The sequence below is a fragment of the Pseudomonas corrugata genome (assembly GCF_001269905.1).
In the GTDB taxonomy this organism is placed as follows: Bacteria; Pseudomonadota; Gammaproteobacteria; order Pseudomonadales; family Pseudomonadaceae; genus Aquipseudomonas; species Aquipseudomonas corrugata.
Window position 1 is genome coordinate 362,276 of record NZ_LHVK01000008.1, and the last position, 15,159, is coordinate 377,434.

Annotated in this window: 12 protein-coding genes; 1 reads left to right on the forward strand and 11 read right to left on the reverse strand. The window is 62.0% G+C overall.

Annotation, left to right across the window (positions count from 1 at the left end; all coding sequences use genetic code 11):
- Positions 1 to 362: 362 nt before the first annotated feature.
- From copD to AD665_RS12815, 4 genes are read right to left on the reverse strand one after another with little or no spacing between them, the layout of a single operon-like run.
- On the reverse strand, positions 363 to 1,271 hold the full coding sequence (gene copD / locus AD665_RS12800; protein ID WP_122319422.1) for a copper homeostasis membrane protein CopD: 909 nt from the start codon (positions 1,269 to 1,271) through the stop codon (positions 363 to 365).
- A 19-nt stretch (positions 1,272 to 1,290) separates the two neighbouring features.
- The gene (gene copC / locus AD665_RS12805) at positions 1,291 to 1,677 is read right to left on the reverse strand and encodes a copper homeostasis periplasmic binding protein CopC (protein ID WP_024779474.1); all 387 of its coding nucleotides are present in this window, start codon (positions 1,675 to 1,677) and stop codon (positions 1,291 to 1,293) included.
- Between the two features lie 59 nt (positions 1,678 to 1,736).
- Positions 1,737 to 2,648: a copper resistance protein B gene (locus AD665_RS12810; RefSeq protein WP_053192347.1), complete on the reverse strand. Its 912-nt coding sequence runs from the start codon at positions 2,646 to 2,648 to the stop codon at positions 1,737 to 1,739.
- A gap of 11 nt (positions 2,649 to 2,659) precedes the next feature.
- Entirely contained in the window at positions 2,660 to 4,408 is a 1,749-nt protein-coding gene (locus AD665_RS12815; RefSeq protein ID WP_024779476.1) for a copper resistance system multicopper oxidase, read from the reverse strand.
- 339 nt (positions 4,409 to 4,747) lie between these two features.
- On the opposite strand from AD665_RS12815, the gene nadA reads away from it, so the two are divergent.
- Entirely contained in the window at positions 4,748 to 5,806 is a 1,059-nt protein-coding gene (gene nadA, locus AD665_RS12820) for a quinolinate synthase NadA (RefSeq protein WP_053192349.1), read from the forward strand.
- A 123-nt stretch (positions 5,807 to 5,929) separates the two neighbouring features.
- Here the strand turns inward: nadA and AD665_RS12825 are convergent, their stop codons facing one another.
- From AD665_RS12825 to AD665_RS12855, 7 genes are all read right to left on the reverse strand, one after another.
- Positions 5,930 to 6,418, reverse strand: a complete 489-nt coding sequence (locus AD665_RS12825; protein ID WP_053192350.1) for an RDD family protein — start codon at positions 6,416 to 6,418, stop codon at positions 5,930 to 5,932.
- A gap of 93 nt (positions 6,419 to 6,511) precedes the next feature.
- Positions 6,512 to 6,724 carry a cold-shock protein gene (locus tag AD665_RS12830; protein ID WP_024779479.1) on the reverse strand — a complete coding sequence of 71 codons (213 nt, stop codon included), beginning with the start codon at positions 6,722 to 6,724 and terminating at the stop codon, positions 6,512 to 6,514.
- Positions 6,725 to 7,119: 395 nt separating this feature from the next.
- Positions 7,120 to 8,244, reverse strand: coding sequence for a glycine cleavage system aminomethyltransferase GcvT (gcvT, locus tag AD665_RS12835; RefSeq protein ID WP_024779480.1), 1,125 nt, complete (start codon positions 8,242 to 8,244; stop codon positions 7,120 to 7,122).
- A 33-nt stretch (positions 8,245 to 8,277) separates the two neighbouring features.
- Positions 8,278 to 9,654 carry an L-serine ammonia-lyase gene (locus tag AD665_RS12840; protein WP_053192352.1) on the reverse strand — a complete coding sequence of 459 codons (1,377 nt, stop codon included), beginning with the start codon at positions 9,652 to 9,654 and terminating at the stop codon, positions 8,278 to 8,280.
- 192 nt (positions 9,655 to 9,846) lie between these two features.
- The gene (gene gcvP / locus AD665_RS12845) at positions 9,847 to 12,696 is read right to left on the reverse strand and encodes an aminomethyl-transferring glycine dehydrogenase (RefSeq protein ID WP_024779482.1); all 2,850 of its coding nucleotides are present in this window, start codon (positions 12,694 to 12,696) and stop codon (positions 9,847 to 9,849) included.
- A 10-nt stretch (positions 12,697 to 12,706) separates the two neighbouring features.
- Positions 12,707 to 13,090: a glycine cleavage system protein GcvH gene (gene gcvH, locus AD665_RS12850; RefSeq protein ID WP_024779483.1), complete on the reverse strand. Its 384-nt coding sequence runs from the start codon at positions 13,088 to 13,090 to the stop codon at positions 12,707 to 12,709.
- A gap of 425 nt (positions 13,091 to 13,515) precedes the next feature.
- Entirely contained in the window at positions 13,516 to 15,024 is a 1,509-nt protein-coding gene (locus AD665_RS12855) for a sigma-54-dependent transcriptional regulator (protein ID WP_053192354.1), read from the reverse strand.
- Positions 15,025 to 15,159 lie beyond the last annotated feature (135 nt).

The window sequence follows — 15,159 nt, forward strand, 5'->3', positions numbered from 1 at the left end:
AAGATTGCCGCAAGCTGACCCACCGCTATCGCGAGCAGGCTCGCTCCCACATTGGATTCGGGGCGTACGCAGCATTTGCAGCGCCACCTGCTCCTGTGGGAGCCGGGCTTGCCCGCGAAGACGGCGGCACAGTCAACATCGCCGCAAGCTGACCCACCGCTATCGCGAGCAGGCTCGCTCCCACATGGATTCCGGGTGTATGCAGCATTTGCCTACGCCAGCAGACCCCGTGGGAGCCGGGCTTGTCCGCGAAGACGGCGGCACAGTCAACATCGCCGCAAGCTGACCCACCGCTATCGCGAGCAGGCTTGCTCCCACATCGGATTCGGGGCGTACGCAGAATTCGCATACTCCCACACCTGCTATTCCATGGCCGGACTCAACGTACCCAACCAGGCCACCAAAGCCAGGATGACCGCCGCTACAGAGAACTCAAGGATCATGCTGCGCCGCAACGCTCTCACGGCCACACTGTGTTCGCCGGTTCGCCTGGCCTGTTCCAGCTGCGGGCTCAGGTGAAAACGGTTCAGTGCGGCAAACACCAGCATGGCTCCAAACAGGACGAGTTTAAGTGTCAGCAACTGACCGTAGGTGCTGTCGAACAGCCCGTCGATGCTCGGACCGACAATGAACAGGTAGTTCATCACGCCGGTCACGCTGATGATCAGCACGATCACGGCCCCGGCGTTTTCAAAGCCGATCAGGGTCCGGGACAGCACCGACAATCGGTGTTCGGCCTTGCCAAGCAGCAGTACAAACGCCGCCAGGGCGCCGACCCAGGCACCCGCTGCCCACAGGTGCAAAAAGTCAGCAATGAAGTGCCAGTTCCGCCGTTCGCCTTCGTCCATTGCCCCATGGCCAGCCCAGGCCAGTGTCGCAAGGGCCACGCCTGCGGCCAGCGTACCCAGCCACAGGCTGGCGCTCGGCCAGCGCCTGCTTTGCGTCGCGGTGACAATGATCAGCATCAATGCCAGGATCCGCAGGCTCCAGCTCGAGCCCATGTCAGTCTCCAACACCATCATTTCAACGTGTGGCTGTAACTCGGCCCAGTCCGTAACGCCGCTCATGGCCCAGACCATGCACAGCATGCCGGCGATGGACAGCAGCACGCCGATGATGGCCGTGCTCGCCAGGAGTCTTGCGAAAGGCAGCACCTCACCCGATTTTCGTTCCTCGTCTCTCAGACCATAAAGGCCGAAAGCCGCGAGTCCGAACAACAGCATCAGGTCCAGATACAGGGCCAGGCGTAGAGCAATATTGATCAGATCCATGTCGACCGAGTCGCTCAACTCACTTCACCTTGAACGTGACGTTGCCGGTGATCGGGTGAGTATCGGACGACACCGCGCGCCATTGGACCTGATAGGTGCCCGGCGTGAGCGGGGTACTCGGAATGATGACCATGGTCTTGGGATCTTCGCTGCCCGACACCTTGGCCGGCATGGCCATTGGCGAATGGGCTGACATGCCGGGCATTTCGGTCATCAGCAGCTTGGCGCCGGAGAACTTGGTCATCAGGCTCTCGGAAAAGTGCAGCTCGATTTTCGCCGGTGCCGGTCCCTGCATACCCTCGGCCGGGGTGGAGGACAGCAGCTTGGGGTGTGCCTGGACCAGGCTGCTGCTCAGCAGCCCGGTGGATAACGCGACGGTGATCACGGCGTTTTTGATGAATGACATGCAAGGACTCCTACAACGGTTTTCTAGTTTTTAGAGGGATGGAAAGGGGGACGCAATCGTCAGAACCACATACGAACACCCAGGACCAGGCGTGCTTCGCTAAGGTCATCGCCTTCTTCACGGGCGTAGTCTGCGGTATTGCCATAGACGCGGTTCCAGGTGACACCGATGTAGGGGGCGAATTCGCGACGGATTTCATAACGCAGCCGCAAGCCCAACTCGGTGTTCGTTAACCCTGAACCTACCGCGCGGGCCGGATCGTTCTTGCCATGGAAGTTGGCTTCGGCGGTGGGCTGCAGGACCAGGCGGTTGGTCAACAGGATGTCGTAGTCGCCTTCCAGGCGTACAGCGCTCTGGCCGTTCTCACCGAGGTAGGCTGTGGCCTGGGTTTCGAAGTTGTACAGCGCCATGCCTTGGATGCCCAAGGCAGCCCAGGTTTGCGGTTCGTCCGGCTTGAAGTCCTGGCGCACGCCGGCCACCACGTCCCACCAAGGGCTGATGGCATGGCCCCAAAGGGCCTGGAACTCGGCTTCTTCGGTCTTGCCGTTGGTACGTTCGCCTTCGGTGCGCAGCCACAACCGGTCGATGTCGCCGCCGATCCAGCCGGAGGCGTCCCAACTCAGGGCGCTGCCATCATCGGCGTCCTGCCACTCCAACTGATTGATCAGAAAGAATGAATTGAGAGCGCTGTCCTGCATCATATGACCGCCGTGGTCCTCATAGACCGCCGCGCGATCGGCGGCGGTCAGTTCGGGGATCGGCGTGCGGCTGGTGGTCGTGGGTGGCTCCATCGACTGCATGTCCTGCATCGAATCCATTCCTTGCATCTGGCCCTGCTCCATGCCCTGCATCTGGCTGTGATCCATGCCTGGCATAGCGTTGCCGGCTGCCCAGGCAGGCGTGGCCATGCCTTGTGCCAGGCCGGCCATGATCATCATCGACAGGAGGGGAGAGTGAATGTAGCGGGTCATGGTCGGGCTCCTCATTCCTGTACCCGGATTTCACGAAACATGCCCATTTCCATGTGGAAGAGCAGGTGACAGTGATACGCCCAGCGTCCGAGGGCATCGGCGGTGACCCGGTAGCTGCGCCTGGAGCCGGGCGGCACGTCGAGGGTGTGCTTGCGAACCATGAACTGACCGTTTTCGTCCTCCAGATCGCTCCACATGCCATGCAGATGGATGGGGTGAGACATCATGGTGTCGTTGATCAGCACGATGCGCAGCCGTTCGCCGTACTTGAACAGCAGCGGCTCGGCGTCGGAGAACTTCACGCCATTGAATGACCAGACGAATTTCTCCATGTGTCCGGTCAGGTGCAATTCAATGGTGCGACCCGGTTCGCGGCCGTCCGGGTCGGGGAAGGTGCTGCGCAGGTCCGAGTAGGTCAGCACCTTGCGACCATTGTTGCGCAGGCCCATGCCGGGGTCGTCGAGCTTGGGCTTGACGCTCATGGCTTGCATGTCCACCAGTGGGTTGTCTTGCTCCGACGGCGGATGGGACGGCATGTTGCCCATACCTGGCATGGCGCCGTGGTCCATCATCGGCATGTCACCCTGATCCATGGTCGACATTTCGCTTTGATCCATGTCTTGCATCGATCCATGGTCCATGCCGCCCATGCCCATATCGTCCATGGTCACCAGCGGTCGCGGATCAAGCGGTGGGACCGGGGCCGAGAGTCCGGCTCGGGTCGCCAGGGTGCCGCGGGCATACCCGGTGCGGTCCATCGACTGGGCAAACAGGGTATAGGCCTGCTCGGTCGGCTCGATGATGACGTCATAGGTTTCGGCCACTGCGATACGGAACTCATCCACTGACACCGGATTGACGTACTGGCCATCGGAGGCGACGACCGTCATTTTCAGGCCGGGGATGCGCACATCGAAGTAGGTCATGGACGAGCCGTTGATGAAGCGCAGGCGAATCCGCTCGCCGGGCTTGAACAGGCCGGTCCAGTTCATGTCTGGCGCCTGGCCGTTCATCAGGTAGGTGTAGGTCGCGCCGCTGACGTCCGCCAGGTCGGTGGGGTTCATTTTCATCTCGGCCCACATCTTGCGATCGGCCACGGTGGCTCCCCAGCCCTTGCTGGCGACATCGTCGATGAAGTCGCCGACGGTGCGTTTGTTGTAGTTGTAGTAATCCGACTGTTTCTTGAGTTTGCGGATGACGTCGGCGGGGTCTTCGTCGGTCCAATCGGTGAGCATCACCACGTAGTCCCGTTCGTACTGGAAGGGTTCGGGTTCCCGGGCGTCGATGACCAGCGGGCCATACACCCCGGATTGCTCCTGGAGCCCGGAATGGCTGTGGTACCAGTACGTGCCATTCTGGCGGACCTTGAATTGGTAGACGTACTGGCCGTCGGGTTCGATGCCTTTGAAGCTCAACCCTGGCACGCCGTCCATGTTGGCCGGCAGGAGGATGCCGTGCCAGTGGATGGACGTGGTGTCCTTCAAGCGATTGCGTACCCGCAGGGTCACGGTGTCGCCTTCACGCCAGCGCAGCAGCGGGCCGGGAATGCCGCCGTTGATGGTCTGGGCGATACGGGGATGACCGGTGAAGTTGACCGGGCTTTCGCCAATGAACAGGTCGAAATCGGTGCCGCTCAACACGGTGGGCTGGCCTGGGCCGGTCAGCGCCCAGACGGGGGCGCGCCACAGGCCCAGACCTCCCAGGATGCCGCCAGCGGTGAGGCCCTTTACGAAGGTGCGTCGGGAAGTTTTTGTTTGCATCGATAAAAGTCCATCCGTCGAATCACGACATGCACAGGGGCGGTCCCCTTGCAGGTGTGAAGCAAAGATGACACAGGCAAGCGGGGCAGGTGATTACATTTCAGTCAGCTTGGTTTGGGTATCCGCTTCCCCGCGACGCTGTGTTTGAATGGCACTGGAGCGTACCGGACAGGCACCGATCAGAATGATCTTTTGCATCGGCGGGATATTCTGTAGCCTTGCCGGCTTCACACTATCCCGTGCCTGATTGATACCCACTTTCCCGGCGGTACCCGAGTGGTCCGGAGCCGGGGTGTATACTCGACTTTCGCGCTAAACGCGCCTGCAGGTCTTGCGAACATGACGCAAATTTCCGAACGTCTCCTGGTCCAGGCTCACCTCGACGCCAAGCAGCCCAAGCCGCTGAGTGCCGAGCAAGAGGCCTGGTACTGCGCCGCCATCGCCGCCGAGCTCAAGGCTCAGGACGCGGTACTGGTCGCGCACTTCTACTGCGACCCGATCATCCAGGCACTGGCCGAAGAGACCGGGGGCTGTGTGTCCGACTCCCTGGAAATGGCCCGCTTCGGCAACGCTCATCCGGCCAAGACCGTGGTGGTGGCCGGGGTCCGGTTCATGGGCGAAACTGCCAAGATCCTCAATCCTGAAAAACGCGTGCTGATGCCGACCCTGGAAGCCACCTGCTCCCTGGACCTCGGTTGCCCGGTGGACGAGTTCTCGGCGTTCTGCGATCAGCACCCGGAGCGCACCGTGGTGGTGTATGCCAACACATCGGCGGCGGTCAAGGCCCGGGCCGACTGGGTGGTAACGTCCAGCTGTGCGCTGGAAATCGTCGAGAGTCTGATGGACAACGGCGAGACGATCATATGGGGTCCGGACAAGCACCTGGGCACTTATATCCAGCGCAAGACCGGCGCCGACATGCTGCTCTGGGACGGCGCCTGCATCGTCCACGAGGAGTTCAAGTCCAAGCAACTGGAGGACATGAAGGCCCTGTACCCGGACGCCGCGATCCTGGTGCACCCGGAGTCACCGACCTCGGTGATTGAACTGGCGGACGCCGTGGGCTCCACCAGCCAACTGATCGCTGCGGCCCAGAGCCTGCCGAACAAGACGCTGATCGTTGCCACCGACCGCGGTATTTTCTACAAAATGCAGCAGCTGTGCCCGGACAAAGTCTTCATCGAAGCTCCTACCGCCGGCAACGGCGCAGCTTGCCGCAGCTGCGCCCACTGCCCGTGGATGGCGATGAATACCCTGGAACGCACCCTCAAGAGCTTGCAGGAGGGCACCAATGAGATCTTCGTCGACCCGGCGTTGATCCCTCAGGCCATTCGCCCGCTCAAGCGCATGCTGGACTTCACCCAGGCGGCGCGGATGAAGCTGGCGGGTAACGCCTGAGTCCTGATGTTCGCTCCCACGCTCCGCGTGGGAATGTCTCTACGGACGTTCCGCGTTCGGCTCTGGGAGGCAGAGCGTCCTTGGCTGCATTCCCACGCAGAGCGTGGGAATGAGACGTGTGAATCACTTGGTCTTCTTGGGAACCCGTACCAACTGCGTGTCCGAGTAGATGTCATGCCAGCTGCGCTTGCGTTTGTCGAACAGCGACCAGAGAAAGCCCAGCCCCACCGGCAGCCATGAGGCAATCGACACCACGAACCGCAACAGCGCCTGCCACAGGCTGATGGCCGAGCCATCGGCGTTCTGCACGCGGATGCTCCACACCTGCATGCCCAGGGTCTGGCCATTGTGGGTCCAGAACTTGGCGAAGAAACCGAACAGCACGAACAGCAGCACGGTGGACAGCAAGGGGTCGCCATCCAGTGCGCCGGCTTCGGTGAGGGTGCGCATTTTCTCTTCACCGATGATCCCCATCTGGATCATCTTGTAGACGCCGCTGGTGACGATCAGCAACGCCGTGCACAGCAGAAAGTCATAGAACATCGCCGCCAGGCGACGACCCAGGCCGACGGGAGGGAAGTCGCCCTGAGGGGTGAGCAGGTGTTTCGGCATGACGGCCTCGGAGCAAAAAGAAGCCCATTCTACGGATTTACGCTCATAAAAAAGCCCCTGATATCAATCAGGGGCTTTTGGGGTTGCGAAAGCTTAGGCCTCGGCAACAACCTCGTCAGCCTGCATGCCTTTCTGGCCCTGCACGGCAACGAAGGTGACTTTCTGGCCTTCTTTCAGGCTCTTGAAGCCGTTGCCCTGGATGGCACGGAAATGTACGAACAGATCCGGACCGCTTTCAGGAGTGATAAAACCAAAACCCTTTTCGTCGTTGAACCACTTGACGGTACCGCTCTGACGCTCAGCCATTTTCTTATTTCCTTTGACGCTTAAATTGATGACAGCCTCTTTCACTTGAAAGAGTACTGGGGCTGGGTTGCAGGAAAGTAAGAGACGTCGAACGGGATGTAGCGAACTTCATAGGCTACTGCCCAGGTCACGATTCCAAGCGACCCATGCAAACACAGTGACCAAACTCTACGCCAACTACGAATGAAAAAACAACCCCCTCTGAAGGGCCCGGTTTTCCTCAGCTCTGCGCCATTTACGCGTTTCGCTGGCCTGGGCTTAATCGATAGGCTAGTTCAATTGTTTGGCAGCGCTATAAACAGCATTCAATAGGAAGTAAATGCACCTTTTTATGGCGGTTGCGTTACACATTAGTGCACGTATAACGCAATCGCGTTACTTATAGAAACAGTCAATCAACCGCGGTAGTAGCGTTGTGCAACGAATGGCATTTTGCTTACAAGCAAAGGCACCTTTTTCCCACGAACAATGGCCCAGACGGGGGTTTCCAGGGCGATATAGGCGGTGTCCAGATAACCCATCGCCAAAGGACCGCCCAGGGTCGGACCGAAGCCGCCGCTGCACACCGTACCGATGATCTCGCCTGCCTCGTTGACGATTTCCGCACCTTCGCGCACCGGGGTGCGCTCCTGAGGCAGCAGGCCGACGCGTTTACGGCTCACGCCATTCTGTTGCTGGGCGAACACGGTTTCGGCGCCCGGGAAGCCGCCTGCGCGGGCACCGTCGGCGCGGCGGACCTTGGAAATGGCCCACAGCAAGCTGGCTTCGATCGGAGTGGTGTCGGTGTTCATGTCGTGGCCGTAGAGGCACAGACCGGCTTCCAGGCGCAGGGAGTCACGGGCGCCGAGGCCGATGGCGGCCACTTCCGGTTCCGCCAGCAGGGCGCGGGCGAGTTTTTCCGCGTCGGCTGCGGGCACGGAGATCTCGAAACCGTCTTCACCAGTGTAGCCCGAACGGCTGACAAAGCAGTCCACACCCAGCAGCGTGACGCGCTGGAACTGCATGAAGGTCATTTTCGCCACGTCCGGTGCCAGGCGAGCCAGCACGGTGACGGCGGCCGGCCCTTGCAGGGCGAGCAGGGCGCGGGCCTCGAACAGCGGCTCGATGTCGCACTGGCCCCCGATGCGGGCGCGCAGATGGGCCAGATCCTGGTCCTTGCACGCTGCGTTGACCACCAGGAACAACTCGTCGTTGCCCAGGTTGGCCACCATCAGGTCGTCGAGAATGCCGCCATTGTCATTGGTGAACATGGCGTAGCGTTGCATGCCCACCGGCAGGTCGATGATGTCCACCGGCACCAGGGTTTCCAAGGCCTGGGCGGCACTTGCACCGGTCAGGCGGATCTGACCCATGTGGGACACGTCGAACAGCCCGGCCTGGTCGCGGGTGTGCTGATGCTCTTTCATGACCCCCAATGGGTACTGCACCGGCATGTCGTAGCCGGCGAACGGCACCATGCGGGCGCCGAGTTCTAGGTGCAGGGCATGCAGCGGGGTCTTCAGCAGTTGTTCGGTGGACATATCAGCTCCTGGAAAATTGAAGAGAGACGCGTATCAGCATTCGATGATGTTGACCGCCAGACCGCCGCGGGCGGTCTCCTTGTATTTGCTTTTCATGTCGGCGCCGGTCTGGCGCATGGTGCGGATGACTTTATCGAGGGAGACGAAATGATGCCCGTCGCCGCGCATGGCCATGCGCACCGCGTTGATGGCTTTCACCGAGCCCATGGCGTTGCGTTCGATGCAGGGCACCTGCACCAGGCCGCCGATCGGGTCGCAGGTCAGGCCGAGGTTGTGTTCCATGCCGATTTCAGCGGCGTTTTCCACTTGCTGCACCGTGCCGCCCAGGACTTCGCACAAGGCACCGGCGGCCATGGAGCAGGCGACGCCGACTTCACCCTGGCAACCGACCTCGGCACCGGAAATGGAGGCATTTTCCTTGTACAGGATGCCAATGGCGGCGGCGGTCAGCAGGAACCGCACCACGCCGTCCTCGTTGGCCCCGGGAATGAAGCGCATGTAGTAATGCAGCACGGCCGGGATGATCCCCGCCGCGCCGTTGGTGGGCGCGGTGACGACACGCCCGCCAAAGGCGTTTTCCTCGTTGACGGCCAGGGCATACAGGTTGACCCAGTCCAGCACCGACAACGGGTCGCGCAACGCCGCTTCGGGGTTTTTGCACAATTGACGGTGCAGTGCCGCTGCCCGTCGCTTGACCTTCAGCCCGCCCGGCAGGATCCCTTCGTTGCGGCACCCGGCTGCCACGCAATCTTGCATCACCTGCCAGATCTTCAGCAGGCCGGCGCGGGTTTCAGCTTCGGGGCGCCAGGCGCTTTCATTGGTCAGCATCACCTGGCTGATGGACAGACCATAGGTGCTGCAATGGCCCAGCAGATCCTTGGCGCTTTTGAATGGAAAGGTCAGGACCGTGGCGTCTTCGACGATACGGTCGGCCCCGGCGGCGTCTTCATCGACGACGAAGCCACCACCCACCGAATAGTACTCGCGACTGCGCACTTGCAGGCCGGCACCGTCGAAGGCGCGGAAGATCATGCCATTGGGATGGAAGGGCAGCGGTTTGCGAATCATCGCCAAGTGCAGTTTTTCATTGAATTCGATGGGGTGTTGGCCCAGCAGGTTCAAGCGACCGTTACTGCGAATCTCCTGCAGACGGGCGTTCACCGTTTCGGTGTCCACGGTATCCGGGTGTTCGCCCTCCAGGCCCAGCAGCACGGCTTTGTCACTGCCATGGCCCTTGCCCGTGGCGCCGAGAGAGCCGTACAGCTCGACCCTGACACTGGCAACGGTCTCAAGCAGGTCATCACGACGCAGCCCTTCGACGAAACGGGCAGCGGCACGCATCGGGCCGACCGTGTGGGAACTGGAAGGGCCGATACCGATCTTGAACAGGTCGAACACGCTTAACGACATGGTGTTTCTCCGGTTTCTTTTTATGGAGATCGAAAGATTGAGAGTGATCCCTGTGGGAGCGAGCCTGCTCGCGATGACGGAGTGTCAGTCAACATCTGCATTGGCTGTCACACCGCCATCGCGAGCAGGCTCGCTCCCACAAGGGGGGATGCGGCAGTTGAGGGGGACGGGCGAGCCCGCCCCCCCTACAAGTCAAGCGTAGCTTTCGATCGACGGGCAGGCGCAGACCAGGTTGCGGTCGCCGAACACGTTGTCGACCCGGCCCACTGGTGGCCAGTATTTGCTTTCGATCAACGACGCGACCGGGTACACCGCTTGTTCGCGGCTGTAAGGGTGGGTCCACTCACCGACGATTTCCGCCGCGGTGTGCGGGGCGTTTTTCAGCGGGTTGTCGTCCTTGTCCAGGCTGCCGTTTTCCACCGCGCGGATTTCTTCGCGGATGCAGATCATGGCGTCGCAGAAGCGATCCAGTTCTTCCCTGGATTCGCTTTCGGTCGGCTCGATCATCAACGTGCCGGCTACCGGGAACGACATGGTCGGGGCGTGGAAGCCGAAGTCGATCAGGCGCTTGGCCACGTCGTCGACACTGATGCCGCTGCTGTCCTTGAGTGGGCGCAGGTCGAGGATGCACTCGTGGGCCACCAGGCCGTTGCTGCCGGTGTAGAGCACCGGGTAGTGCTCTTCCAGGCGACGGGCGATGTAGTTGGCATTCAGGATCGCCAATTGCGAGGCGCGCTTGAGGCCTGCGCCACCCATCATGCGGATGTACATCCAGGTGATCGGCAGGATGCTGGCGCTGCCGAATGGCGCCGCACACACTGCGCCTTCCTTGCGCGTCATGTTGGCGTGGCCCGGCAGGAAAGGCGCCAGGTGCGACTTGACGCCAATCGGGCCGACGCCCGGGCCGCCACCGCCGTGGGGGATGCAGAACGTCTTGTGCAGGTTCAGGTGCGACACGTCACCGCCGAATTTGCCCGGCGCACAGAGGCCGACCATGGCGTTCATGTTGGCGCCGTCGATGTACACCTGGCCGCCGTTGTCATGGACGATGCCGCAGATTTCGCGGATGCCTTCCTCGAACACGCCGTGGGTCGACGGGTAGGTGATCATCAGCGCGGCGAGGTGTTCGCGGTGCTCGATGGCCTTGGCCCGCAGGTCTTCGATGTCGACGTTGCCACGGACATCGCATGCGGTGACCACCACGCGCATGCCGGCCATGTTGGCGGTGGCCGGGTTGGTGCCGTGGGCCGACGAAGGGATCAGGCAGATGTCGCGACGGTCTTCGCCACGGCTCTGGTGATAGGCACGGATCGCCAGCAGGCCGGCGTACTCTCCCTGGGAACCGGCGTTGGGTTGCAGCGACACCGCGTCGTAACCGGTGGCGGCGCAAAGCATGGCTTCCAGTTCGTCGGTCAGTTGCTGGTAACCGGCGCTCTGTTCGGCCGGGGCGAATGGGTGCAGGGCACCGAATTCGGCCCAGGTCACCGGGATCATTTCACTGGCGGCGTTGAGTTTCATGGTGCAGGAACCCAGCGGGATCATGGTGCGATCCAGGGCCAGGTCCTTGTCGGCGAGCTTGCGCAGGTAGCGCATCAGCTCGGTTTCGGAGTGGTAGCGGTTGAACACCGGGTGGCTGAGCACCGGCGACTGGCGCACCAGCTCAGCGGGGATGCGGCTCTGCACGCTGGCGGCCAGGGCGGCGAAGTCCGGCAGGGGCTTGTCGCTGGCCAGAAGCGCCCACAGGGTTTCGATATCGGCCTGGCAGGTGGTTTCGTCCAGGGACAGGCCCAGGCGTTCAGTGTCCACCACGCGCAGGTTGATGCGCTGGGCGCGGGCCTGGTCGTGCAGGGCTGCGGTTTGCGCGCCGGTGTGCAGGGTCAGGGTGTCGAAGAAACTGTCCTGTTCGACGCTCACGCCCAACGCGCCCAGGCCCTTGGCGAGAATCGCGGTCAAGTGATGGATGCGGTTGGCGATTTGCACCAGGCCCCTGGGACCGTGGTACACGGCGTACATGCTGGCGATGTTCGCCAGCAGCACCTGGGCGGTGCAGATGTTGCTCGTGGCTTTCTCGCGGCGGATGTGTTGCTCGCGGGTCTGCATCGCCAGGCGCAGGGCCGGCTTGCCGAAACGGTCCACGGACACCCCGACCAGGCGGCCTGGCATGTCGCGCTTGAAGGCATCCTTAGTGGAGAAATACGCTGCGTGCGGGCCGCCGAAACCCAGCGGTACGCCGAAGCGTTGGGCACTGCCGATGGCGACATCGGCGCCGAATTCGCCCGGCGGGGTCAGCAGGGTCAGGGCCAGCAGATCAGCCGCGACCGCCACCAGGGCGTTGGCCCCGTGGAAGCGCTCGGTCAGTTCGCGGTAGTCGAACAGGTCGCCGTTGCTGGCCGGGTATTGCAGCAGCGCTCCGAAGAACGGGCTGGCATCGGTCAGCTCGCGTTCGTCGCCGACCACCACGTCGATGCCCAGGGGCTCTGCACGGGTGCGCAGCACGTCGAGGGTCTGTGGGTGGCAGTGGCGCGAGGCGAAGAAGGCATTGCTGCCCTTGTTCTTGCTCAGGCGCTTGCAGAAGGTCATGGCCTCGGCGGCGGCGGTGGCTTCGTCCAGCAACGAGGCGTTGGCGATCGGCAGGCCGGTAAGGTCGCTGATCAGGGTCTGGAAATTCAGCAGTGCTTCGAGACGGCCTTGGGAGATTTCCGGCTGGTATGGGGTGTAGGCGGTGTACCAGGCCGGATTTTCCAACAGGTTGCGCAGGATCGGTGCCGGCGTGTGGCAGTTGTAGTAACCCTGGCCGATGTAGGTCTTGAACAGTTGGTTCTTGGCGGCAATGGCCTTGATCGAGGCCAGGGCGTCTGCTTCGCTCTGGCCGTCGCCCATCTCCAGCACGCTGGTCCCCTTGATGCTTTCAGGGATGACGCTGGCGCTCAGGGCTTCCAGGGAGTCGTAGCCCAGGCGTTCGAGCATGGCTTGCTCGTCGCTGGCCCGCGGGCCGATATGACGGGCGATGAATTCGTTGGCGGTGCCCAGATTAACGGTCATGTGGCGCTCCTCAGGCTTCGGCGTTGGCTTTGATCAGACGGTCATAGGCGTCCTGATCCAGCAGTTGGCCAACTTCAGCGGCATTGGCTGGCTTGAAACGGAAAAACCAGCCTTCGCCCAGCGGATCTTCGTTGACCAGTTCAGGATTGCTTTCCAAGGCCGGGTTGACCTCCAGCACTTCACCGTCCAGCGGCATGTAGACACCGCTGGCGGCCTTCACCGATTCCACGGTAGAGGCTTCGTCACCCTTGGCATAGGTTTGCAGTTCCGGTAACTGAACATAGACCACATCGCCTAAAGCGTTCTGCGCAAAGGCGGTGATGCCGACCGTGACGCTGCCATCGGCTTCGGCGCGCAGCCATTCGTGATCTTCAGTGAAACGCAACTCGCTCATGGGAACTCCTGGGGCCAGATCGTCTGGTGGACGTAGAAAGGCGCGGGACGGTGCCCGGCCATATGGTTAATACCCATAGCAAGAATGCGGCCAATATCAATAAGTGCTTATGGATCAATGATTTGAGGGGATTCGGCACGACTTGGGCGACTGCCTCTGTAGCGAAATCGCTACAGCTCCGTGCTTGGAAAAAATGATTGTGGGATCAAAGCCTTATCCGGCGCAGCTTACCGCTACCTGTAGCGATATCGTTCCACTGTAGCGCTTTCAGTACAGATAGAGGTCGTTTTTGAGCTGATTATTGGTCGAGGCAGGCCCTGTGGGAGCGAGCCTGCTCGCGATGGCGGAGTATCAGCCAATATTTCTGTAGCTGGCACGCCGCTATCGCGAGCAGGCTCGCTCCCACAGAGGTCCTTCCAGAGCCCCTATGGCTTGTTGGGAATCCCGTACTTGCGCAACCGGTGGGCGATCGCCGTATGGGACGTTTGCAGGCGGCTGGCGAGTTGGCGTGTGGACGGGTAGTTGACGTAGAGGCTTTCGAGCAGGTGTTTCTCGAAGGCTTCCACGGCTTGCTCCAGGCTTTCGACGTCCACATCGCCTTGTCGCGCGACAGAGGTGCCGGCGATGTCGAGGTCGCCGATGTCCACCAGGCTGCTCTCGCAGATGGCGGCGGCGCGGAAGATCACGTTTTGCAGTTGTCGCACGTTGCCGGGCCAGCGGTTGCCCAGCAGCGCCGGATAGGTGCCGGGGGCCAGGCGACAGACCGGGCGCTGAATCTGCGCGCAGGCCTGCTGCATGAAATGCCGGGCCAGCAGCAGGATGTCCTGGCCGCGCTCACGCAATGGCGGGACCTCGACGTTGAGCACGTTCAGGCGATAGAACAAGTCTTCGCGGAACGAACCTTCGTTGACCATTTTCTCCAGGTTGCGATGGGTCGCGCTGAGGATCCGCACGTTGACCTTGATTTCCCGGTCGCCGCCGACCCGGCGGAAGCTGCCGTCATTGAGGAAACGCAGCAGCTTGGCTTGCAGATACGGCGACATCTCACCGATTTCGTCCAGGAACACCGTGCCCTGGTTCGCCAGTTCCATCAGTCCTGGTTTACCCCCCCGTTGTGCGCCGGTAAAGGCGCCGGGGGCGTAGCCGAACAGTTCGCTTTCGGCCAGGTTCTCCGGTAGCGCGGCGCAGTTCAGAGCCAGGAACGGTGCGCCATAGCGCGCGCTGATGGCATGGCAGGCCCGCGCCACCAGCTCCTTGCCGGTGCCGGTTTCGCCCTGGATCAGCAGTGGTGCATCCAGCGCCGCAACCCGTTGCGCCCGAGCCTTGAGGGTGCGGATCGCCGGGGAGTCGCCGAGCAGCGCATCAAAACCTTCGGCATGGTCGTGGTGCAGCGCCGATAAACGTTCGCCAATGCGGTTCGGCTGATACAGCGTGAGCAGCGCACCGGCGTCGGTGATGGGCGTGGCGTCCAGCAGCCAGGTCTGGCCATTGAGGGTGATTTCCCGCAGCGGCAAGCGAAAGCCGTTCTCCAGCAAGGTGCCCAGCAGCGCCTCGTCCCCGAACAGCTCGGCCACGCTTTCGCCGGCCGGTTCCCGACCGTACAGGGCGATCAGCGCAGGGTTGGCGAGCAACACGTTGCCGGCGCTGTCGAGGGCCAGCACTGGATCGGTCATGGCCGCCAGGAGGGCATCGAGCTGCAGGTGCCGACGCTGGCCCGGCAGGATGTCCACCACGGTGACCGCTTGCACTCCCCGCACGCTGAACAGCGCCTCACGCAGCTCGCCCAGCACCTGCGGGCTGAGGGTCGGGGCGTCGATGTAGACGTTGGGCGGCACCATCTCCACCGCATCCAGATTGAGATTGCGCCCACCCAGCAGCGCCAGGACTTCCTGGGTGATGCCGACGCGGTCGATGAAACTGACGTGGATACGCATGGGGCGGTTTCGGATTCTGGAATGCGGAGGGTGGCAAGTATGCCTTGGGGCGGGCTGTTGGTGGAATCCAGGTGCACGACTTGAGAGGCGTATTGCCCCAGTGAGGAGCGAGCCTGCTCGCGATGGCGATGTGTC

Coding starts and splice junctions, on each gene's coding strand:
- copD (WP_122319422.1), bottom strand. CDS start 1,271: ATGGATCTGATCAATATTGCTCTACGCCTGGCCCTGTATCTGGACCTG.
- copC (WP_024779474.1), bottom strand. CDS start 1,677: ATGTCATTCATCAAAAACGCCGTGATCACCGTCGCGTTATCCACCGGG.
- AD665_RS12810 (WP_053192347.1), bottom strand. CDS start 2,648: ATGACCCGCTACATTCACTCTCCCCTCCTGTCGATGATGATCATGGCC.
- AD665_RS12815 (WP_024779476.1), bottom strand. CDS start 4,408: ATGCAAACAAAAACTTCCCGACGCACCTTCGTAAAGGGCCTCACCGCT.
- nadA (WP_053192349.1), top strand. CDS start 4,748: ATGACGCAAATTTCCGAACGTCTCCTGGTCCAGGCTCACCTCGACGCC.
- AD665_RS12825 (WP_053192350.1), bottom strand. CDS start 6,418: ATGCCGAAACACCTGCTCACCCCTCAGGGCGACTTCCCTCCCGTCGGC.
- AD665_RS12830 (WP_024779479.1), bottom strand. CDS start 6,724: ATGGCTGAGCGTCAGAGCGGTACCGTCAAGTGGTTCAACGACGAAAAG.
- gcvT (WP_024779480.1), bottom strand. CDS start 8,244: ATGTCCACCGAACAACTGCTGAAGACCCCGCTGCATGCCCTGCACCTA.
- AD665_RS12840 (WP_053192352.1), bottom strand. CDS start 9,654: ATGTCGTTAAGCGTGTTCGACCTGTTCAAGATCGGTATCGGCCCTTCC.
- gcvP (WP_024779482.1), bottom strand. CDS start 12,696: ATGACCGTTAATCTGGGCACCGCCAACGAATTCATCGCCCGTCATATC.
- gcvH (WP_024779483.1), bottom strand. CDS start 13,090: ATGAGCGAGTTGCGTTTCACTGAAGATCACGAATGGCTGCGCGCCGAA.
- AD665_RS12855 (WP_053192354.1), bottom strand. CDS start 15,024: ATGCGTATCCACGTCAGTTTCATCGACCGCGTCGGCATCACCCAGGAA.